Origin of the sequence: Burkholderia sp. BCC1988 (assembly GCF_905339895.1) — a bacterium.
In the GTDB taxonomy this organism is placed as follows: domain Bacteria; phylum Pseudomonadota; class Gammaproteobacteria; order Burkholderiales; family Burkholderiaceae; genus Burkholderia.
The window spans coordinates 100,594-120,831 of the sequence record NZ_CAJPHA010000013.1 but is presented as its reverse complement, the minus strand read 5'-3'; the positions used below and the strand labels follow the sequence as shown (position 1 = coordinate 120,831).

The 20,238-nt window shown below is 67.5% G+C and carries 18 protein-coding genes; 4 read left to right on the top strand and 14 right to left on the bottom strand.

What is annotated here, in order from left to right:
* Nucleotides 1-16: 16 nt before the first annotated feature.
* The 4 genes from U4012_RS19840 to mltG all read right to left on the bottom strand — a co-directional run bounded on the left by U4012_RS19840 (nt 17) and on the right by mltG (nt 3,562).
* Nucleotides 17-796 (bottom strand): TatD family hydrolase, encoded by a 780-nt coding sequence (locus U4012_RS19840; RefSeq protein WP_044843649.1) that lies wholly within the window; start codon nt 794-796, stop codon nt 17-19.
* 79 nt (nt 797-875) lie between these two features.
* Nucleotides 876-1,904, bottom strand: a complete 1,029-nt coding sequence (locus U4012_RS19835) for a DNA polymerase III subunit delta' (protein ID WP_321800913.1) — start codon at nt 1,902-1,904, stop codon at nt 876-878.
* A gap of 18 nt (nt 1,905-1,922) precedes the next feature.
* Complete coding sequence (gene tmk, locus U4012_RS19830; protein WP_321800911.1) at nt 1,923-2,543, bottom strand: dTMP kinase; 621 nt, start codon at nt 2,541-2,543, stop codon at nt 1,923-1,925.
* Nucleotides 2,543-3,562 (bottom strand): endolytic transglycosylase MltG, encoded by a 1,020-nt coding sequence (mltG, locus tag U4012_RS19825; protein WP_044843652.1) that lies wholly within the window; start codon nt 3,560-3,562, stop codon nt 2,543-2,545. The genes tmk and mltG overlap by 1 nt, the downstream gene beginning before the upstream one ends.
* Before the next feature lie 77 nt (nt 3,563-3,639).
* On the opposite strand from mltG, the gene U4012_RS19820 reads away from it, so the two are divergent.
* Both U4012_RS19820 and U4012_RS19815 read left to right on the top strand, forming a co-directional pair.
* Nucleotides 3,640-4,674, top strand: a complete 1,035-nt coding sequence (locus tag U4012_RS19820) for a folate-binding protein (RefSeq protein ID WP_321800908.1) — start codon at nt 3,640-3,642, stop codon at nt 4,672-4,674.
* Between the two features lie 76 nt (nt 4,675-4,750).
* Nucleotides 4,751-5,596, top strand: a complete 846-nt coding sequence (locus U4012_RS19815; protein WP_124520189.1) for an NRDE family protein — start codon at nt 4,751-4,753, stop codon at nt 5,594-5,596.
* Nucleotides 5,597-5,624: 28 nt separating this feature from the next.
* Here the strand turns inward: U4012_RS19815 and U4012_RS19810 are convergent, their stop codons facing one another.
* The 5 genes from U4012_RS19810 to U4012_RS19790 form a co-directional block, all read right to left on the bottom strand.
* Entirely contained in the window at nt 5,625-6,065 is a 441-nt protein-coding gene (locus U4012_RS19810) for a GNAT family N-acetyltransferase (protein WP_044843655.1), read from the bottom strand.
* 34 nt (nt 6,066-6,099) lie between these two features.
* Complete coding sequence (locus U4012_RS19805; RefSeq protein WP_321800905.1) at nt 6,100-7,059, bottom strand: alpha/beta hydrolase; 960 nt, start codon at nt 7,057-7,059, stop codon at nt 6,100-6,102.
* 125 nt (nt 7,060-7,184) lie between these two features.
* On the bottom strand, nt 7,185-7,664 hold the full coding sequence (locus U4012_RS19800; RefSeq protein ID WP_124570151.1) for a PaaI family thioesterase: 480 nt from the start codon (nt 7,662-7,664) through the stop codon (nt 7,185-7,187).
* A complete protein-coding gene (locus U4012_RS19795; protein ID WP_121858954.1) occupies nt 7,661-7,975 on the bottom strand; it encodes a Dabb family protein in 315 nt (104 codons plus the stop codon). The genes U4012_RS19800 and U4012_RS19795 overlap by 4 nt, the downstream gene beginning before the upstream one ends.
* A 400-nt stretch (nt 7,976-8,375) precedes the next feature.
* The gene (locus U4012_RS19790) at nt 8,376-9,497 is read right to left on the bottom strand and encodes a sensor histidine kinase (RefSeq protein ID WP_044843777.1); all 1,122 of its coding nucleotides are present in this window, start codon (nt 9,495-9,497) and stop codon (nt 8,376-8,378) included.
* A 213-nt stretch (nt 9,498-9,710) separates the two neighbouring features.
* Between U4012_RS19790 and U4012_RS19785 the strand changes: the two genes are divergently transcribed.
* Both U4012_RS19785 and U4012_RS19780 read left to right on the top strand, forming a co-directional pair.
* Nucleotides 9,711-10,025: a hypothetical protein gene (locus U4012_RS19785; protein ID WP_321800900.1), complete on the top strand. Its 315-nt coding sequence runs from the start codon at nt 9,711-9,713 to the stop codon at nt 10,023-10,025.
* Between the two features lie 332 nt (nt 10,026-10,357).
* Nucleotides 10,358-12,517, top strand: a complete 2,160-nt coding sequence (locus U4012_RS19780; RefSeq protein ID WP_321801043.1) for a hypothetical protein — start codon at nt 10,358-10,360, stop codon at nt 12,515-12,517.
* A 133-nt stretch (nt 12,518-12,650) separates the two neighbouring features.
* On the opposite strand, the gene U4012_RS19775 is transcribed toward U4012_RS19780, so the two are convergent.
* The 5 genes from U4012_RS19775 to U4012_RS19755 all read right to left on the bottom strand — a co-directional run bounded on the left by U4012_RS19775 (nt 12,651) and on the right by U4012_RS19755 (nt 20,185).
* On the bottom strand, nt 12,651-14,051 hold the full coding sequence (locus U4012_RS19775; RefSeq protein WP_321800898.1) for a sensor domain-containing diguanylate cyclase: 1,401 nt from the start codon (nt 14,049-14,051) through the stop codon (nt 12,651-12,653).
* A 318-nt stretch (nt 14,052-14,369) separates the two neighbouring features.
* Nucleotides 14,370-15,548: an acetyl-CoA C-acyltransferase gene (locus U4012_RS19770; protein ID WP_321800896.1), complete on the bottom strand. Its 1,179-nt coding sequence runs from the start codon at nt 15,546-15,548 to the stop codon at nt 14,370-14,372.
* A 49-nt stretch (nt 15,549-15,597) separates the two neighbouring features.
* Complete coding sequence (gene pncA, locus U4012_RS19765) at nt 15,598-16,230, bottom strand: bifunctional nicotinamidase/pyrazinamidase (protein ID WP_257771444.1); 633 nt, start codon at nt 16,228-16,230, stop codon at nt 15,598-15,600.
* A 43-nt stretch (nt 16,231-16,273) separates the two neighbouring features.
* Complete coding sequence (locus U4012_RS19760; RefSeq protein WP_321800892.1) at nt 16,274-18,358, bottom strand: 3-hydroxyacyl-CoA dehydrogenase NAD-binding domain-containing protein; 2,085 nt, start codon at nt 18,356-18,358, stop codon at nt 16,274-16,276.
* A 183-nt stretch (nt 18,359-18,541) separates the two neighbouring features.
* Nucleotides 18,542-20,185, bottom strand: a complete 1,644-nt coding sequence (locus tag U4012_RS19755; RefSeq protein WP_321800890.1) for a 3-(methylthio)propionyl-CoA ligase — start codon at nt 20,183-20,185, stop codon at nt 18,542-18,544.
* Nucleotides 20,186-20,238 lie beyond the last annotated feature (53 nt).

Sequence of the window (20,238 nt, the reverse complement as noted above, 5' to 3'; positions counted from 1 at the left end):
GGCTGGGCGCGCGTCGTTAGCGGGCGATCTTGAACAGCCGGAAAAAGTTCTGGGTCGTCGCATCGGCCAGCGCCTCGACGGGGATGCCGCGCTCGGATGCGATAAAGCGTCCGACATGGCTGACGTACGCAGGTTCATTCGGCTTGCCGCGGTACGGCACCGGCGCGAGGTACGGCGAGTCGGTCTCGATCAGCAGCCGCTCGAGCGGCACCCGCCGCGCGACGTCCTGCACGTCGGTCGCGTTCTTGAACGTGACGATCCCCGACAGCGAGATATGGAAGTTCTGCGCGAGCGCCTGCTCGGCGACGGGCCAAGGCTCGGTGAAGCAGTGCATCACGCCACCCGGCACGTCCGCGCGTTCCTCGGCCATGATCCGCAGCGTGTCTTCCGACGACGAGCGCGTATGGATGATCAGCGGCTTCATCGTCGCGGTCGCCGCGCGGATATGCGTGCGAAAGCGTTCGCGCTGCCATTCCATGTCGGCGATCGAGCGGCCTTCGAGGCGGTAGTAGTCGAGGCCCGTCTCGCCGATCGCGACGACTTTCGGGTGCGCGGCCAGCTCGACCAGCTCCGCGAGCGTCGGCTCGCGTGCGTCCTCGTGGTCCGGATGCACGCCGACCGACGCGTACACGTTGTCGTGCGCCTGCGCGATCGCGAGCACGTCGGGCAGCGTCTCGAAGTCGACCGACACGCACAGCGCATGCGTGACGTCGTGCTCGCGCATGTTCTCCAGCACGGCCGGCAGGCGGTCGGCGAGACCCTTGAAATTGATGTGGCAGTGAGAATCGACGAACATCGTGTTTCCTGAATACGTAAGGCGAGCGCTCATGCGCTCGCCGGCAGCCGTTTCCCCTCTTCAAGGAAACAATACGCGCTCACGCGAACATTTCCCGATAACCGAGAAACAGTTCCTCGAAGACGAGCCGGGCGTTGAGCGGATGGTTCTCGACCGTCCGCTGGCGCGTCACGGCCTTCATGAAGCGTGCGAACGCATTCGCGTCGACGGCTTCCGCGCAACGCGCGAGCGCGGCCGCCTGCATCGGGAAGTAGCGCGGCGCGCCCGCCATCCGCTGCGCGAGCAGATCGTACAGCCAGCGCTGCAGCCAGCCGAGCACCAGCGGCACCGGCAGCTTCTGCAGCGTCTCGCCGCACGCGAACGGATCGCACGCGGCGCCGGCGGCGAGCTGGCCGAGCGTGAAATCGCGCAGCGGGCGGTTCTCGTCGCTCGCGAGCGCCAGCGCGGCGAGCGGCGCGCCGCCGGCTTCGGCGAGCAGCGCGCGCGCATCGTCGACGCCCTGCGCCGCGAGCCACGCCGCGGCCGCGTCGGGCGCCGGCACGGTCATCGGCCACTGCCGGCAGCGGCTGATGATGGTCGGCAGCAGCCGGTCGATGCGCGCCGACACCAGCAGGAACACGACGCCTGACGGCGGCTCCTCCAGCGTCTTCAGCAGCGCGTTCGACGCGGCGACGTTCAGCGCCTCGGCCGGATACAGCACGACGACGCGCGCGCCGCCGCGGTGCGAACCGACCCCGCAGAAGTCGAGCAGCGCACGCACCTGCTCGATCTTGATTTCCTTGCTCGGCGCACGGGTTTTCTTGCCGCCTTCGTCGGCATCGGCCGGCTTCGCGTCGTCCGCGGCGCCCGGCGCTTCGCCCGCAAGCGCCTCGGGCAGCACGATCCGGTAGTCCGGATGGTTGCCCTGCGCGAACCACGTGCAGGCAGCGCAGGTGCCGCACGGCTCGCCGTCCGGCTGCGGCGCTTCGCACAGGAAACCCTGCGCGAGATGCTGCGCGAACTGCAGCTTGCCGATCCCGGCCTGGCCGTGCAGCAGCAGCGCATGCGGCCATTGCGCGCGCAGTTGCTGCAGGCGGTTCCAGTCGTCGGTCTGCCACGGATAGATCATGTGGTGCGTTCCTTCGTGTTACAGCGCGGCAAGCACGCGTTCGAGCTGCTGGCGGATCTCGGGGATCGTCTGCGTCGCGTCGACGATCGCGAAGCGGTGCGGCGCCTCTTCCGCGCGCCGCAGGTATTCGGTGCGGGTGCGCGAGAAAAACGCGTCCGACTCGCTTTCGAACTTGTCCGGCATGCGCGCGGCACCGCGGCGCTCGCTCGCCACCTGCGGCGCGACGTCGAACAGCACCGTCAGGTCGGGCTGGAACCCGCCCTGCACCCAGCGCTCGAGCGTCTCGAGCTTGTCGCGCGGCAGCCCGCGGCCGCCGCCCTGGTATGCGAACGTTGCGTCGGTGAAGCGATCGGACACGACCCAGTCGCCGCGCGCGAGCGCCGGCTCGATCACGAGCGCGAGATGCTCGCGACGCGCGGCGAACATCAGCAGCGCCTCCGTCTCGAGATCCATCGGCTGGTTCAGCAGGATCTCGCGCAGCTTCTCGCCGAGCTGCGTGCCGCCCGGCTCGCGGGTGACGACGACCTGCCGGCCGCTCGCGGCCAGCCTCGCCTGGAGGCGTTCGCAGAACCATTGCAGGTGGGTGGTCTTCCCCGCCCCGTCGATGCCTTCGAAGGTGATGAATTTACCGCTCGGCATTATTGACCTCGTATGTACTTGTCCACGGCCTTGTTGTGATCGCCGAGCGTGTCCGAGAACACGCTCGTGCCATCGCCCTTCGCGACGAAATAGAGCGCGCTCGTCGGCGCCGGATTGATCGCCGCCTGCAGCGAGGCGACGCCCGGCAGCGCGATCGGTGTCGGCGGCAGGCCGCGGCGCGTATAGGTATTGTAAGGAGTGTCGGCCTGCAGGTCGCGCTTGCGCAGGCGGCCGTCGTACGCGTCGCCAAGCCCGTAGATCACCGATGGATCGGTCTGCAGCGGCATCCCGATGCGCAGCCGGTTCGCGAACACCGCCGCGACGAACGCGCGATCGGCCGCATGGCCCGTTTCCTTTTCGACGATCGACGCGATCGTCAGCGCTTCGTAAGGCGTCTTGTACGGCAGCCCCGGCGCGCGCGCGGCCCATGCTTCGTCGAGGCGCGTCTGCATCAGGTGGTAGGCACGCCGGTAGATGTTCAGGTCGCTCGTGCCCTTGTCGAACAGGTAGGTGTCGGGGAAGAACAGCCCCTCGCCGCTGCCGCGCTGGATCGCGTTGTCGGGGGCGCCGATCGCGCGCAGCAGCTCGGCGTCGCTCATGCCGGCCGTCGCGTGCGCGAGATCGGGATTGCCGTCGAGTTCCGCGCGCATCCGCTTGAAGGTCCAGCCCTCGATCACCGTCGCGACGTACTCGTTCACGTCGCCGCGCGCGATCTTCTGCAGCACGTCGTACGGCGTGATGCCGGTCTTGAATTCGTAGTTGCCGGACTTCAGTCGGCTCGACAGCCCGAGCAGGCGCGTCATCGCGACGAAGCCGAACGGCTCGACCGGCACGCCGCCGTGCTTGAGCTGCAAAGCGACGCTCTTCACGCTGCTGCGCGGCTTGATCGTGACGTCGAGCGTTGCGGCGCCCAGCAGCAGCGGCCGGGTCGCCCAGTAATACCCGCCGCCCGCGCCGGCAGCGGCCACAACGACGGCCAGCGCCACGACCGTCGCGGCGCATTTCTTCAGTAGGGACATGGAAACGAGACTCAGGTAAGACCCATATAATACTTGCTCGCCTCCGTCAAAGTCAGGGTTGACTGTTCCCTCATTCCATGAGCACACCATTCGCTTCACCGGCTGCCCAGCCCGCACCCGTCTCGCTCCCCGTTTTCCCCCGCCCGTCCGCCGCCGATTTCGACGCGCCGGGCGCCTGCATGCCGCTTGCGCAGTTCGGCGTGATCGACGTGGCCGGCGACGACGCCGCGACGTTCCTGCACAGCCAGCTCACCAACGACATCGAGCATCTCGATGCCGCGAGCGCGCGCCTGTCCGGCTATTGCTCGCCGAAGGGCCGCCTGCTCGCGTCGTTCCTCGCCTGGCGCGCCGGTCACGGCGTGCGCCTGCTCGTCTCGAAGGACGTCCAGGCCGCCGTGCAGAAACGGCTGTCGATGTTCGTGCTGCGCGCGAAGGCGAAACTGACGGACGCGAGCGACACGCTCGCGGTGGTCGGCTTCGCGGGCGACGTGCGCGAAGCGCTGTCGGGCATCTTCGACGCGCTGCCGGACGGCGTGCACGTGAAGGTCGACGGCCCGGCCGGGGCGCTGATCCGCGTCCCGGACGCGGCCGGCCGCAAGCGCTACCTGTGGATCGGGCCGCGCGCGGAAGTCGACGCGCGTCTCGCCGCGCTCGCCGGCACGCTGCCGGTCGTGTCGCCGGCCGTTTGGGACTGGCTCGACGTGCGCGCGGGCGAGCCGCGCATCACGCAGCCTGCCGTCGAACAGTTCGTGCCGCAAATGGTCAACTTCGACGTGATCGGCGCCGTTAACTTCAGGAAGGGGTGCTACCCGGGCCAGGAAATCGTCGCGCGCAGCCAGTACCGCGGCACGATCAAGCGCCGTACCGCGCTCGCGCACGTCGCCGGCGAGACCGACACCGTGCATGCCGGCGTCGAGCTGTTCCACAGCGACGACCCGGGCCAGCCGTGCGGGATGATCGTCAATGCGGCGGCCGCGCCCGCGGGCGGCGTCGACGCGCTGGTCGAGATCAAGCTGGCCGCGCTCGACAGCGGCACCGTGCACCTCGGTTCGGCCGACGGTCCGGCACTCGCGTTCGACGCGCTGCCGTACCCGTGGCCGACGGAAGCGTGACGCACTGACAACCCGGTCGCACGCCGGCTCGCACGATGCAGCCGGCGCCCGATGTTTCCTGCGAGAGATTCGCCCGATGTGTCTGATTGCCTTCGACTGGCAGCCCGATGCCGCCGCCGGTCCCGTCTTTACCCTGACCGCCAACCGCGATGAGTTCTTTCGCCGTACGAGTGCGCCGCTTTCGTGGTGGGAGGATGTGCCGGGCGTGCTGGCCGGCCGCGATCTCGAAGCGGGCGGCACGTGGCTCGGCGTATCGCGCGACGGCCGCTTCGCGGCGCTGACCAATTACCGCGCGCCGTTCGACATTCGCGCGGGCGCGCCGACCCGCGGCAAGCTCGTGTCCGATTTCCTCCGCGGCCCGTCCGTCGCGCCGCTCGACTATCTCGGCGAGCTGGCCGAGCACGCGGCCGTGTACAACGGCTTCAACCTGCTGGTCGGCGACTGGAAGCGGCGCGAGCTCGCGTGGTTCTGCAACCGCGCGGCCGAAGGCGAAACCCGCGTCGCCGCGCCGGTCGCGATCGCCGCCGGCGTGCATGCGCTGTCGAATGCCCGGCTCGATACGCCCTGGCCCAAAGTCGTGCGCAAGCGCGCGGAACTCGGCACGCTGCTGACCGACAACCCGGCCCCGTCGCTCGACGAGCTGATCGAGCTGATGCGCGATCCGCATGTCGCGGACGACGACGCGCTGCCGCACACCGGCATTCCGATCGAGCGTGAGCGTGCGCTGTCGGCCGCGTTCATCGAGACACCCGAATACGGCACGCGCGGCACGACCGCGCTGCGCGTGACGATGAAGGAAGGCGTGCGCCTGACGGTCGACATCAAGGAACGCTGCGACGACGACGGCTCGCACCGCACCGTTCGCCCGGGCAGTTTCGAGCGTGCGTTCACGTTCGACATCGACGCGACGCCGCCGCGCTGAGCCAGCGGCGGGGGCGGCGCGGGCGGCGCTACGGCGCGCGCGCCATCTCGACGTGCGGCACGCCGATTTCGACGAACGGTTCTCCGATTGCCGCGAAGCCGTGCCGCACGTAGAACGACACCGCGGCATCCTGCGCGTAAAGCCGCACGACCGGCTCGCCGCGATGCCGCGCCGCGTCCAGCAGCGCATGCAGCACGGCCGATCCGGCGCCCTGCCCGCGCGCGTCGGCCAGCACCGCGACCCGGCCGATCGTGCCGGTGCGCAGCAGCCGTCCCGTCGCGACCGCGCGGCGTGCGCCGGTCGCCGCATCGACCCGGTAGGCAACCGCGTGCAACGACAGCGGATCCTCGTCGTCCAGTTCCCATTCCGGCGGGATCCGCTGCTCGCGCACGAACACCGCATCGCGAATCCGTGCGGCATCGCCGCCCAGCACGGCCCAGTCGCCCGTTTCCACCCAGCCGTCGGTCATCGCTTCCTCCGCGCGGCGCCGGGCGCCGCCGCCGTCAAACGTCGTCGAATGCGGCCCTGAGCGCCGCCACCGCGTCGGCATGCGCGGCCCGCACCTCCGGCACGTAGCCGCCCATCTTGAAGAACTCGTGGATCATCCCCGGATAGCAGACCAGCGTAACCGTATTGCCGGCCGCGCGCAGCTTGTCCGCGTACGCGGCGCCCTCGTCGCTCAGCGGATCGTATTCGGCCGTCGCGATCCAGACCGGCGCGACACCGGCGAACGACGGCGCGTCGCGCGTGCCGTCGAGCGGCGCGAAGCGCCAGTCGTCGCGGTCGGACCGATCGCGCAAGTATTGCGTGAAGAACCACTGGATCGTGTCCTGCGTCAGCAGGTAGCCGTTCGCGAGCCGTCCGTGGGATTCGGTGTCCTGGTGACCCGTCACGCCCGGATAGATCAGCAGTTGCAGCGCAAGCCCGATACCCGCGTCGCGCGCGAGCACCGCGCAGACCGTCGCGAGCGTGCCGCCCGCGCTGTCGCCGCCGACCGCGAGCCGCGTCGCATCGATGCCGAATGCGGCGGCCTCGCGATGCAGCCAGCGCAATGCATCGTCGGCGTCGTTCACCGCGGTCGGGAACCGGTGTTCGGGCGCAAGCCGGTAGTCGACCGACAGCACCGCGCATTGCGCGTCGCGCGCAAACATCCGGCACAGCGCGTCGTGCGTATCGACGCTGCCGACCGTGAAGCCGCCGCCGTGGTAATAGACGAGCGCCGGCAGCGGTTCGGCGAGGCTCGGCTCGACCGGAAGGTACAGCCGCGCGCCGATCGAGCGGCCGTCGCGTGTCGGCACGACGCAGGCCTCGACCGAATGCATCGGCGCCGGCGCGACGTCGAGGATCGGCGCGCTCTTCTCGTACGCGGCGCGCGCCTGCTGCGCCGTCTGGTGGTGATAGGACGGACGTTTCGCGCGCTCGACCATGTCGAGCACCTGGGCAATCTTCGGATTCAGCGGCATCGGTGAGGACGGCGCGGGCGGCGCCGTGAGCGGACAAGCGTCACATGATGCCACGCCGCGCGGTGGCGGGCCGCCACGCAAAACGGCCCTGCCGGTGAAAAGGCAGGGCCGTTCGTCGAGGGCGCTTACGCGTCACTCGGGCCGGGCTGCGCATCCGGCGCGGTGCGGGTGCGTTGCCGCTTGATGTCGCGGCCCACCGCGAGCCGCCGCATGTACTTGAACGTGCCGAGCGCCTTCGCGACGAAGTTGCCGTCGCTGTCGCGCACTTCGCCTTCGCAATACGCCATCGTCGTCGAACGATGCATCACGCGTCCGTATGCGCGCAACTCGCCGCGCCCGGGCTGCATGAAGTTCACCTTCATCTCGACCGTGACGACGCCGACGCCGTCGTCGGTCAGGCTGCGCGCGGCCATCGCGAGCGCGATGTCCGACAGCGTCATCGTCACGCCGCCGTGCGCGATGCTCCACGTGTTCATGTGCCGCTCGTCGAGCGGCAGCACGATCTCGCTCGCACCGTCCTTCGCGGACACGAGCCGCACGCCGAGCAGGTCGACGAACGGGCTTTCGATCGACGGACCGGCCGCCGGGGATGTCGCGTCGCTCATCGTGCGCTGTCGGACAGGTAGTCGACGCACTGGCGCGATTCGGCCACCGCCACGATGAACTTCTTCACTTCCTGGTGAACCGGGTGCACCTGATACGCATCGAGCGCGGCCTGGTCCGTGAAATCGGACACGAGCACGACGTCGGACGTCGCTTCGAGGCCCGGCGTCGCGATGCCGACATCGAGTTGCAGGATGCCCGGCACGAGGTCGCGGCAGCCTTCGAGCTTTTCCTTCAGCTTCAGCGCGTTCTGCGCGCGCGTGCCGCCCTCGGCCGATTCCTTCAGCTTCCACATGACGATGTGTCTAATCACTTCCGTTGCTCCTGTTCGTGTTGGTTCGGCGGTTCGCCCAGAACCTTGCCAGCCGGGTATCACACAGCCTGTTCATCGTTCGCTCACGTTCGTCGAAATCGCTCCCTGCCGGGAAAAAGCGGGTATCCAAGCCGGTACAAGTTCAAGACTCCAACCACGATACCCGCTTTTTCACCGTGCCACTTGCGGACGTCACGATTCGGCTGGCGAAAGCAGCCGACAAGCGTACCAAACTTGCCGGCGCGAATGGACGGCATCTTGAGATGCGCCCATCTGGCTAGAAGCGCTGACGGTATCGATACGGGATTGCCGGAAAGGAAATCGTATTCGCGATCGGCGAATCGCCCTCCGCATTCCGGTTGTAAGCCCCGCATGGCTGGCCGCCATCGCGAACCACGGCTCACGCGCCTCTCGGCAGGCGCACCTCGAATACTGTTTCCGTCGGATCGGACCGCGCGTCAATTCGGCCGTGATGTGCCTTTGCGATTTCGCTGGCGATGTACAAGCCGAGCCCCAACCCGACATCGTCACTCGCACTTGCCGACTGGTCGGCTCCGCGCTGAAGGGGGTCGAAAATGCGCTCCAGCGTGAGTCGGTCCATCGCCGGCCCTCTATTCCCAACCTCGATGAGCACTTCCTTGTCAGCCGATACCGCCGTCACCCGCACCGGCGTTTTGGACGCGCCATACTTGATCGCGTTGCTCACCAAATTACTCAGCAATTGCTGCATGCGCTGATCGTCCCAGTCCCCCCGGAGGTCGCCGCTTACGTCGACCTCGATTTCCCGATCCGGATGAGCCGCCCGCAGTTCGTCGACCACATTGGCGAGCACACGTGCGAGATCGACATTGCGCGGAACAACGTTGATGCCCAGCCCGAGCTGGGTTCGATTGAAATCGCAGAGATCGTCAAGGAGGCCTTGCATGCGCCCCCCGCTTCTGATCAGCCGGGCCGCGGCCTCCGATACTTCCTCTCCCGCATTGAGCGCCGCCAGATAAGTCGCCGTGATCTGAATGGTCTGCAGCGGCGTGCGCATGTCGTGACCCAGCATGCCCAACAACAAGTTGCGAGCCTGCTCGACCTGCTCGGTAAAGAAAGCGACGGATTCCGCGAGCGCCTGATCGATCGCCTCGTTGAAACGAATCATGTCGTCCATGTGAGGCAGCCCCGGCTGGCACTCGTCGATCCACAGGCGCAACACACTGGCACGCAGCGCCCGATACTCGGCCGCCAACTGATTGATGTTGAAGCCTCTTCGGGCACGCAGCACGGCATGCGTCTGCGCGGCGGTTTCCGTGGCGTTCACCGGCTCGGGCGCGCGCCCGAGCGATTTTTCGTGTTGCTCGTCCCGCGTTTGCGGGGTGCCGATGTCCTTGGCCACGGCCTCGAGGATCTGCCGTGAATGGTCGCGTAGCGCGAACGAGTCCATGCCCTTTGCGGCCGGTAACAGCGTGGCGGCAAACGCTTCCCACTGCACCAGGATCGACTCCATGTTCCGCACGATGAAATCAGCTAGTCGCATGTCGCCCCACATAACGAAATGAACGGTGGATGCTCCTGTGATACCGCACGAGATCACGCGAATACCAACGATCGAAGACGCTTGCATGGCCAGCCGCGCGCAAACCCGTTGTCAGGTGCCCTCTATCGTATGGTGATTTGCCCGGCCCCAAGACGGGCCAGCGCGCGAAGCCGCAACCGCTAATGTGCAACAACTCGTGGTAACGCGAACTTCGTGGTTACCCGTCAAAGGCGCGGCTACGCCTGGCCATCAAAGCAACTTTCACGACCTGTGCTTCGCGTTTTTCGAATCGGCCATTGCCGCGCCCGCCACCGATCCCTTCTCACAACGGTCATGGCGGACGACATTGCAGTCGCCATGCGTTTCATGCATTGCCGATTAATCTTCGATTTGAAGCGCCATTTCGGATCAATCGACCGGTCGTTATCCGGATTCATTATTCATTTCGACGAAATTGCATCTTTTACCGGCTCGCCGGGTAATAATTACAGAAATCAAATAAAATACATCGAAATTGATCGAGCATGATTGACTTTGGCTTTCATGAAAATCTAGAATCCCCTACAACATCTTTCATCTGATCTTTTTCAGCACCGACAGAGCCTCATCCTTCGCCCGCCGAAAGCGCTCTCCATCGACTTCACCCGTTTCGTGACGGGTGGTGTGGGCTATCGTTTTCCATATTCATCCTTTATCGCCTCCCGATTAAAAAACGGTTCAATTCGTCCCGCAAGCATCACATCACGATTAATCCGGGCATTTTCCGAATGCCTGCGACGCAGAACGAAGCGGATCGAGCCGTCCGCTCATCCGGGCATTTCGATAAAAAAATCGCAGCCGTCAGGAGGGTCGTCATGAACGTGCATCGCTTCACGAAATCGCTGTGTCTGGGATTCGTCTGCGCCGGCCTGCTCGCCGCCTGCAACGACGACGACGTCCATTCAAACGACCCGCCACCCTCTTCCAGCGCCGCGCTGTCGTTCCGCATGGACGCCGGCGGGCAGATCAACGCGTTCTACCGGCAGGACAAGGTCGCCGCCCATCTGCTGGTGCGCTCGTCGACGAAGCCGCGTCTGCTTGTCGTGTTTCCGGCCGGCAACAGCGGCACCGGGCTGTGGTTCGACGACACCGCGCAGCCGGTGAACTGGAGCCTCGACACGCCGCCGTCCGCACTGTCGGCACCCGACCCGCACGGCCGCCCGCTGAACGGCATCGGCGCCGACCTGTCGGTCGACACCGACACGCTGACGATCCGCCAGGGCGTGCTCAGCAACGTGCGCTTCCTGCGCGACTTCAACGGCGGCGCGACGATTCCGCCGGAGATCGTCACCGCCCCGACGATCCAGGGCAGCGCCGCGCAATGGCAGCGCGACCGGCTCGACGGCGCCCCCGGCTACGCACTGCGCATCACGCTGCGTGACGGCGGCAGCATCGCGACGGCCGCGGACGGCAAGCTGGTGCTGCGCGCGGCGGCCGGTACGCGCACGCTGAAGCTGCATGTCGACGCGCTGTCGGGCGAGACGCCGATGTCGCCGATCACGCGCGCCGACCTGCTCGCCCCGTCCGCGAATCCCGACCCGGTCAGCCAGAACGTGCTCGAATTCCTGAGCTTCCACGACAAGCTGCTGGCCGGCTCGTGGCAGTACGACACGTATTTCGGCCGCGACACGCTGATTTCGGCGCGCATGCTGATGCCGGTGCTCGAACCGGCGGCGATCGAGGCCGGCCTGACGTCGGTACTGAGCCGCCTGTCGAACGACGGCAAGGTCGCGCACGAGGAAGGCATCGGCGAATTCGCACTGGTCGACAACGCGAAGCACGGCCGGCCGAACGATGCGACGCCGACCTACGACTACAAGATGATCGACAGCGACTACCTGCTCGCGCCGATCGCGGCGGCGTGGCTGATCGACGACACGCGCGGCCAGGCGCGCGCGGCCGCCTATCTCGCGCAACGCGGCGGCGACGGTCAGACCAATGGCAGCCGGCTCGTCGTCAACCTGCTGCACGTCGCGGCGACCGCGCAGCCGTTCGCGCAGCAGCCGTCGGTTGCGAACCTGATCCACCTGCGGCCCGGCGAGATCGTCGGCAACTGGCGCGACAGCACCGACGGGCTCGGCGGCGGCGTCTATCCGTACGACGTGAACGCGGTGCTCGTGCCGGCCGCGCTGCGCGCGGCGAATGCGTTCCTCACGCGCGGCCTGCTCGATCCGTACCTGGACGCCGGGCAACGCGCGGCACTCGCGAACACGGCGGCCGAAGCGGCCACGTGGGAACGGCAGGCGCCACCGCTGTTCCAGGTGAGCGTGCCGGCCGCACAGGCGACGACCGACGTGTCGGCGTATGCGCCGTCGGCCGGCGTACCGGCCGGCACCGCGCCGGGCGCGCCGCTCACGTTCTACGCGTTGTCGCTCGACCAGCAGGGCACGCCGGTTCCGGTGATGAATTCCGACGGCGGCTTCGCGCTGCTGTTCGGCACGCCGCCGGACGACGAACTCCAGCGCATCGTCGCCGACGTCACGCGGCCCTTCCCGACCGGGCTCGTCACCGATGTCGGGATGGTGATCGCGAATCCCGCGTATGCGAGCCAGGCACTGTGGCCGAAGTTCACGAGTTCCGCGTATCACGGCACCGTGATCTGGTCGTGGCAGCAGGCGATGTGGGTCGCCGGGCTCGATCGGCAACTCGCGCGCCAGGATCTGTCGGACACGACACGCGCGCTGCTGACGCAGGCACGGCAGACGATCTGGCAAGTGATCTCGAACGGGCGCGACATGCGCACGTCGGAGATGTGGACGTGGTCGTACGTGAACGGCCGGTATCAGACCGACGCGTTCGGCACGCGCAGCGCGGACGCGACCGAGGCCAATGCGGCGCAGCTGTGGAGTACGACGTATCTCGCGATTCGTGATCCGCAACTGCGGACCGGCAAGTACTGGTGGCAGGCGATGGAGCGGATGAAGGACGTGCAGCCACAGCAGGCGGCGGCCATCGCGGCGCGCCAGACGATGCGCCAATGAAACGAAAGCCCCGCACGCACATTCGCGTACGGGGCTTCATTCAGGCGGGACGCAAACCGCGCGGACATCGCATCGCGCCGCCATTGCGCTGCATCCGCGCACACCACGCCGCCGGATGCGCGGCGCTCGTCCGTCAGTGCGCGACCACGCGATTGCGCCCGTCCCGCTTCGCCTGATACAAGCGTTCATCGACCGCGCGCAACAACGCATCGACCGTCCCGCCGTCGACCCCATACTGCGCGACGCCGACACTGACCGTCACCTGCACGCGCTTGAAATCCAGCCCGAACGGCGAACTCGCGATCGACGAACGCACGCGCTCGGCCGTCATGCGAGCGCCCTCGAGCGGCATCTCGGGCAACAGCGCCATGAACTCCTCGCCGCCGACCCGCGCGAGCGCACCGGCCGGACGTATCGCCTCGAGACACTGGCGCACGACGCCGCGCAGCACCTCGTCGCCGATCTGGTGCCCGTATGCATCGTTGATGTTCTTGAAGTTGTCGAGATCGAGCGCGAGCAGGCAAAACGGCGTGCCGTCGCGTTCCGCGCGCACGATCTCGCGCTCGACCTGCGCGATGAACTGGCGACGGTTGGACGCGCCCGTCATCGGATCGGTCGCGGCCATGTATTCGAGCTTCTGGTTCGTGCGGCGCAGTTCCTGCAACGCACTCTCGGTGCGCGCCATCGATTCCGACAACCGGCTCATCAGGTCTTCCTGGCTGTAGATCGCCGAGAACGAGCGCGTCGTCTGCAGCGCCTGCACGACGCCGTAGCTGAGCAGGAAGAACCCGCCCGCGAAGATCGCATGCGCGAGCCACCACATGTGATTCCACGGCTTGCCGAGGATGAACGCGAGCGACGACAGCGCGAACGCCATGATCGACACGCCGTAGATCACCATCAGCGGCGAGCGGATGCGCCGCGCGAGCAGCACGCCGACGTTCAGCAGCGAAAACACCAGCGCGCCGCCTTCCATCGACAGCCGCGTACCCGGCGCGCCGGCGACCGGCGAATAGGCGATGTACGCAACCGCCACGTTGATGGTCACGAACAACACGACCCACGGCAGCCACGTGCGCGCGCGCGTACGCTTCTCCACCCGATCGGGCGGCTGCGAATACGACAGCAGGCCCGTGAGCAGCAGGATCGACATCACGAGGCGCGAGGCGGGCCCGTACAGCAGGAACAGCCAGATGTTGTGGTGCGCCATCCCGGTGAACAGACCGTGCAGCGCGTAGATCATCGCGAAGCCGAGAAAGCCGAGCGTCAGCCAGCGCAGCAGCGGCTCGCCGGACGATCGGTAGCACACCCACGTCACGTAGGTGACGAACGCGCCTTCGAGGGTCGCGGCCGCGATCGCGATTTCATGGAATGCGTGGTTCTCGAACACGACGTGCGGGTCGCTGAAGAACCACAGATAGGCAATCAGATAGGCCGGCAGCAATGCAAAACCGACCAGCAGGCATTTTGCGTAGAGCTTCGCGGCCGCGCTGACGACGCGCGGCGGTTCCCCGGCTGCATAGGTCGTGCTCAATTTGGTCCCCGTTTCGGTCTGCTGCGTGGTTCGAACGCCCACGGTGCCGGAAACGCGCGATGCATCGTCTTCGCCGGCTACCGGAAACGCGTCACGTGCGCCGGTACGACGCACGCGTTGGCCCATCCCGCCGAAAGGCAAATGTCAGAGCAAGTATAGGTGCGGCAAATCGTTTGACAAGTAAGGGGAAACGGCAGCGTCGAATGCATGGCGTTTGCTTCCTGTTTCTTACGAATCGCCCACGGATTTCGCCGATTCGCATCGCGGCCGCGGTTTCGGTCCCCCGAAAGCCGCGGCCGCCCCTCCTGCGCACAAATATCAGACGATTTCGAACAGGCCGGCAGCCCCCTGCCCGCCGCCGATGCACATCGTGACGACCGCGTATTTCACGCCGCGCCGCTTGCCTTCGATCAGCGCATGGCCGGTCAGGCGCGCACCCGACACGCCGTACGGATGGCCGACCGCGATCGCGCCGCCGTTCACGTTCAGGCGGTCGTCAGGAATCCCGAGCGTGTCGCGGCAGTACAGCACTTGCACCGCGAACGCTTCGTTCAGCTCCCACAGGCCGATGTCGTCGACCTTCAGCCCCGCCTGCTTCAGCAGCTTCGGCACCGCGAACACCGGGCCGATGCCCATCTCGTCCGGCTCGCAACCGGCGACCGCGAAACCGCGGAACACGCCGAGCGGCTGCAGCCCTTCGCGCTGCGCGGCATCCGCGTTCATCACCACGCACGCCGACGCGCCGTCCGAGAACTGGCTCGCGTTGCCCGCGGTGATCACGCCGCCCGGCACGGCCGAACGGATCTTCGCGACGCCCTCGAGCGTCGTGTCGGGCCGGATGCCCTCGTCGGCCGACACCGTCACGTCCTGCGTGAACAGCCGGCCCGTCGCCTTGTCGGCGACGCCTGCCCGCACGGTGATCGGCACGATCTCGTCGTTGAAGCGCCCGGCTTCCTGCGCGGCCGCGGCGCGCAGTTGCGAGCGCACGCCGTACTCGTCCTGCCGCTCCTTCGCGATCCCGTAGCGCTTTGCGACGTTCTCGGCCGTCTGGAGCATGTTCCAGTAGATCTCCGGCTTGTGCTCGACGAGCCAGCCCTCCTGGATCATGTGCCGGTTCATCTCGTTCTGCACGCACGAGATCGATTCGACGCCGCCCGCGACATACACGTCGCCCTCGCCCGCGATGATCCGCTGTGCGGCGAGCGCGATGGTCTGCAGCCCGGACGAGCAGAAACGGTTCACCGTCATCCCCGGCACGCTCACCGGCAGTCCGGCGCGCAGCGCGATCTGCCGCGCGATGTTCGCGCCGGTCGCGCCTTCGGGGTTCGCGCAGCCCATGATCACGTCCTCGATGCGCGCGGGGTCCAGCTTCGCGCGTTCGAGCGCGGCCGCGACCACGTGGCCGCCGAGCGTCGCGCCGTGCGTCATGTTGAATGCGCCACGCCACGATTTCGCGAGCGGCGTGCGTGCGGTCGATACGATTACGGCTTCGGTCATGCGAGTCTCCTTCGGTCCTGCTTGATGTTCTGCGTCGGATAGGAATGCGCTACGCCGTCGGGCGCGCGCCCGCGGACGTCACGTGTGCGACGCCCGCCGCCTGCATCTGTTGCCATGCGTGCGCGAGCGACCCGTTGAGGTCGATCGCGCGGCACGCATCGTTGATCACGGCCGCCTCGAAACCGGCCGCGCGCGCATCGAGCGCGGACCACGCGACGCAATAGTCGGTCGCAAGCCCGCAGCACCACACGCGCTTCGCGCCGAGCTCGCGCAGGTAGCCGGCGAGCCCCGTGCGCGTCGTGCGATCGGCTTCGACGAACGCGGAATAGCTGTCGACCTGCGCGTCGCCGCCCTTGCGGATCACGAGCCGCGCGTGCGGAATGTCGAGGTCGCGATGCAGCGCCGCGCCTTCGGTGTCCTGCACGCAGTGCACGGGCCACAGCACCTGCTCGCCGTACGGCAGCGCGAGCGTGGAAAACGGCTCGCGGCCGGGATGGTTCGCCGCGAACGACACGTGATCGCGCGGATGCCAGTCCTGCGTCAACACGACCTGGTCGAAGCGTTGCGCGAGCGCGTTGATCACCGGCACGACCGCGTCGCCATCTGGCACCGCGAGTGCGCCGCCCGGCATGAAGTCGTACTGCACGTCGATCACGAGCAACACGTCATCAGTGCGTTTCATTGCGTTTCTCCTTGCAAGCCTGGCCGCGCGGTCACGCGGGCCGTCAGCCGTTGAACCCGCGCCCGGCGCTGGCGAGCTCGACGATCGACGGCGCGAGCTGCCACGCGTCGCCGTTCGGCGCGGCCGCATAGCGGCGGATCGCGCGCTCGACGTTGTAGAGGCCAACCATGTCCGCATACAGCATCGGGCCGCCCCGCCACAGCGGGAACCCGTAGCCGGTCAGATAGACCATGTCGATGTCGGACGCCTTCGACGCGATCCTCTCCTCGAGGATCTTCGCGCCTTCGTTGACGAGCGCGAACACGAGCCGCTCGACGATCTCGTCGTCGCCGATCTTGCGCCGCTCGACGCCGCGCTCCTTCGAATACGCGACGACCATCTCGTCTACGAGCGCCGACGGCTTCGCCTTGCGCTCGCCCGGCACGTAGTCGTACCAGCCGCCGCCCGTTTTCTGGCCGAAACGGCCCTGCTCGCACAGGCGGTCGGCGATCTTCGAGTAGTGCAGATCGGGTTTCTCGACGTAGCGGCGCTTGCGGATCGCCCAGCCGATGTCGTTGCCGGCGAGGTCGCTCATCCGGAACGGGCCCATCGCGAAACCGAACTTCTCGATCGCGCGATCGACCTGTGCGGGCAGCGCGCCTTCCTCGAGCATGAAGAGCGCCTGGCGGATGTACTGCTCGATCATCCGGTTGCCGATGAAGCCGTCGCACACGCCCGACACGACGGCCGTCTTGCGAATCTTCTTGGCGACCGCCATCACGGTCGCGAGCACGTCCTTCGCGGTCTGCGCGCCGCGCACGACCTCGAGCAGCTTCATCACGTTGGCCGGGCTGAAGAAGTGCATGCCGACCACGTCCTGCGGACGCTTCGTGAACGCGGCGATCTTGTCGACATCGAGCGTCGACGTGTTCGACGCGAGGATCGCACCGGGCTTCGCCACCGCATCGAGCCGGCCGAACACCTGCTCCTTCACGCCGAGTTCCTCGAACACGGCCTCGACGATCAGGTCCGCGTCCTTCAGGTCGTCGTAGGACAGCGTCGGCGTGATCAGCGCCATGCGCGCGTCGAGCTTCTGCTGCGTGAGCTTGCCCTTCTTCACCTGCGCGTCGTAGTTCTTGCGGATCGTGGCGAGGCCGCGGTCGAGCGCGTCCTGCTTCGTCTCGAGCAGCGTGACGGGCAGGCCCGCGTTGACGAAGTTCATCGCGATCCCGCCGCCCATCGTGCCCGCGCCGATCACGCCGACGCGGCGGATCTCGCGCACCGGCGTATCGGCCGGCACGTCGGGAATCTTGCTCGCCGCGCGCTCGCCGAAGAACGCGTGCCGCAGCGCACGGCTTTCCGGCGTCATCATCAGCGCGACGAAACCGTCGCGTTCGGCGACGCTGCCCTTGTCGAAGCCGTTCAGCACGCCGGCCTCGATCGCGTCGATGCACTTGTGCGGCGCGGGGAAATTCGGCGCGGCGGCCCGCGCGGAATTGCGCGCGAACTGGATGAAGCCCGCGGCATTCTCGTGGACGATCCTGCGATCGCGCACGCGCGGATGCGGCCCCTGCTGCGCGCCGACCTTGCGCGCGAACGCGACGGCCGCATCGAGCAGGTCGCCGTCGGCCATCGCGTCGAACAGCCCGCTGTTCGCGAGCTGCTCCGACGGCACCGGCGCACCCGACACGATCATGTTCAGCGCGGTTTCGAGGCCCACCGCACGCGGCAGCCGCTGCGTGCCGCCCGCGCCCGGCAACAGGCCGAGCTTCACTTCGGGCAGCGCGACCTGCGCACCGGGCGCCGCGACGCGATAGTGCGCGCCGAGCGCGAGCTCCAGGCCGCCGCCCATCACGACGCTGTGCAGCGCCGCGACGACCGGCTTCGCGCTCGCCTCCACCGCGCGGATCACGGTGTGCAGCGTCGGCTCCTGCAAGGCCTTCGGGGTATTGAATTCGGTGATGTCGGCGCCGCCCGAGAACGCGCGGCCCGCGCCGGTCAGCACGATCGCCGTGACCGACGGATCCTGCGCGGCACGATCGAGCGCGTCCATGACGCCCTGGCGCGTCGACAGGCCGAGCCCGTTGACGGGCGGATTGTTGAGCGTGATGACGGCCACGCCGTCGCGAGTCGAGTAATCCACTGCCATCTGCCTGCCTCCATGCATCGCGCGCCGGGGTGGCTGCGCTTCATTGTGCGCGGTCGAACGGCCGCATGTCCGGATCGAACGGAGGCAGCATACAACGAAAAAGCACGGTCGTTCAATTTGATTTTGTTGCCGATCCGGGGGCCGGATCGGGCGACCGCGCGGCGGGCCGTCGCCGGCCGCGGGTTACGGTGCGCAGCGCGCCGTCGGCAGCACGTAGTCGCGGAACGTCTCGCGCAGCTTCAGCTTCTGCAGCTTGCCGGTCGCGGTGTGCGGCAGCGATTCGACGAACACGACGTCGTCGGGCACCCACCACTTCGCGACCTTGCCTTCGTAGAACGCAAGCAGCGCGTCGCGGGTCAGGTTCGCCCCCTCGCGCGGCACCACGACGAGCAGCGGACGCTCGGTCCATTTCGGGTGCGCGCACGCGATGCACGCGGCTTCGGCGACGCCCGGGTGCGCGATCGCGACGTTCTCGATGTCGATCGAGCTGATCCACTCGCCGCCGGACTTGATCACGTCCTTGCTGCGGTCGGTGATCTGCAGGAAGCCGTCGGGGTCGATCGTCGCGACGTCGCCGGTCGGGAACCAGCCGTCCGACAGCGGCGACGTATCGCCCTTGAAGTAGTGATCGATCACCCAGGGCCCGCGCACCTGCAGCTCGCCGAACGCGACGCCGTCCCACGGCAGTTCGCGGCCGTCGTCGCCGACGATCCGCATGTCGACACCGCAGATCACGCGCCCCTGCTTCTCAAGCAACCGGCGCTGCACGTCGAACGGCCGCTGCGACTGCGCCCAGTTGAGCTTCGCGAGCGTGCCGAGCGGCGACAGCTCGGTCATTCCCCACGCGTGGATCACGCGCACGCCGTATTCGTCCTCGAACGTGCGCAGCATCGCGGGCGGGCAAGCCGAACCGCCGATCACCGTGCGGTTCAGCGTCGAGAAGCGCACGCCGGCCTCGCGCATGTAGTTCAGCAGCCCGAGCCACACGGTCGGCACGCCCGCGGAGAACGTCACGCGTTCGGCCTCCATCAGTTCGTACAGCGACTTGCCGTCGAGGTCCTTACCGGGAAGCACCAGCTTGCCGCCGGTAAGCGGCACCGCGTACGGCAGCCCCCAAGCGTTCACGTGGAACATCGGCACGACGGGCAACACCGCGTCCAGCGCCGACAGGTTCATCGCGTCGGGCAGCGCGGCGCCGTAGGCGTGCAGCACCGTCGAGCGATGTGAATACAGCACGCCCTTCGGATTGCCGGTCGTGCCCGACGTGTAGCACAGGCCGGACGCCTGCCGTTCGTCGAGGCGCGGCCAGTCGTAGCGGCCGTCCTCGGCGTCGACGAGCGTTTCGTAGCACAGGTACGGCGTCGCGCCGGACGGCAGGTGCGCGGCATCCGTCATCGCGATCCAGCCCTTCACGTGCGGGCACTGCGGCGCGATCGCGTCGACGAGCGGCGCGAAATTGATGTCGAAGAAGACGTAGCGGTCTTCCGCGTGGTTGACGATGTAGGCGATCTGCTCGGGAAAGAGCCGCGGGTTGATCGTGTGGCACACGGCGCCCATCCCGCCGATTCCGTAGTACGCCTCCAGATGCCGGTAGCCGTTCCAGGCCAGCGTGCCGACACGATCGCCCGCTTCGACGCCGAGCCGTGCGAGCGCCTGCGCGAGGCGCTTCGCGCGCTGCTCGCAGTCGCGGTACGTGTAGCGATGCAGGTCGCCTTCCACGCGCCGCGACACGATCTCCGTGTCGCCCGCATAACGCGCGGCATGCGCGATCAGCGACGACACCAGCAACGGCATGTCCATCATCTGGCCCAGCAACGGCTTACCCATCGTCTTGTTCTCCCGGAAGGACGCGAATCGGTGACCAGCCTCGAAGCGATGCG